The organism is Bacillus sp. P4_D3 (genome assembly GCF_056401855.1).
The window spans coordinates 1-1042 of record NZ_JBFUIN010000904.1; the positions used below are offsets into that span (position 1 = coordinate 1).

1 protein-coding gene is annotated in these 1042 nt (G+C 39.7%); it reads left to right on the forward strand.

Annotation, left to right across the window (positions count from 1 at the left end):
* On the forward strand, positions 1-1042 hold a 1042-nt coding region (locus tag AC1DTM_RS27840; protein ID WP_477001412.1), incomplete at both ends, for an aldehyde dehydrogenase family protein.

A 1042-nucleotide genomic window follows, 5' to 3' on the forward strand; every position in this document is an offset into this window, starting at 1 on the left:
GAAGCGGTTCCGAATCCGGCAACTGGAAAAATCATCGCTTACGTTCCACTTTCTCCAAAAGAAGATGTTGAAAAAGCTGTTGAAGCGGCAAAAGCGGCATATAAAACATGGTCTAAAGTGCCAGTTCCAAATCGTTCAAGACAACTATACAAATATCTACAACTGTTACAAGAAAATAAAGATGAGCTTGCAAAAATCATTACGCTAGAAAACGGTAAAACGCTAACGGATGCAACTGGTGAAGTACAGCGTGGTATTGAAGCGGTAGAACTTGCAACATCAGCACCAAATTTAATGATGGGACAAGCCCTTCCGAATATTGCTAGTGGAATTGATGGATCGATTTGGCGCTACCCAATCGGAGTTGTTGCTGGTATTACACCGTTTAACTTCCCGATGATGATTCCGTTATGGATGTTCCCACTTGCAATTGCTTGCGGTAATACATTCGTATTAAAAACATCTGAAAGAACACCACTTTTAGCTGAGCGACTTGTAGAGTTATTCTATGAAGCTGGTTTTCCAAAAGGGGTATTAAATTTAGTACAAGGCGGAAAAGATGTTGTAAATAGTATTTTAGAAAATAAAGATATTCAAGCAGTTTCGTTTGTTGGCTCTGAGCCAGTGGCACGCTACGTATATGAAACTGGTACAAAAAATGGTAAACGTGTACAAGCGTTAGCAGGTGCGAAAAACCATGCGGTTGTTATGCCAGATTGCAACCTTGAGAAAACAGTACAAGGTGTAATTGGGTCTGCGTTTGCAAGTAGTGGAGAGCGCTGCATGGCATGTTCAGTAGTAGCAGTAGTTGATGAAATTGCTGATGAATTCATTGATGTATTAGTAGCAGAAACGAAGAAGTTAAAAGTAGGTGACGGTTTCAACGAAGATAATTATGTTGGACCATTAATCCGTGAATCTCATAAAGAACGTGTGTTAGGCTATATTAATAGTGGTGTAGCAGATGGAGCAACTTTACTAGTAGATGGTCGTAAAATCAATGAAGAAGTTGGAGAAGGTTACTTTGTTGGTGCAACAATCA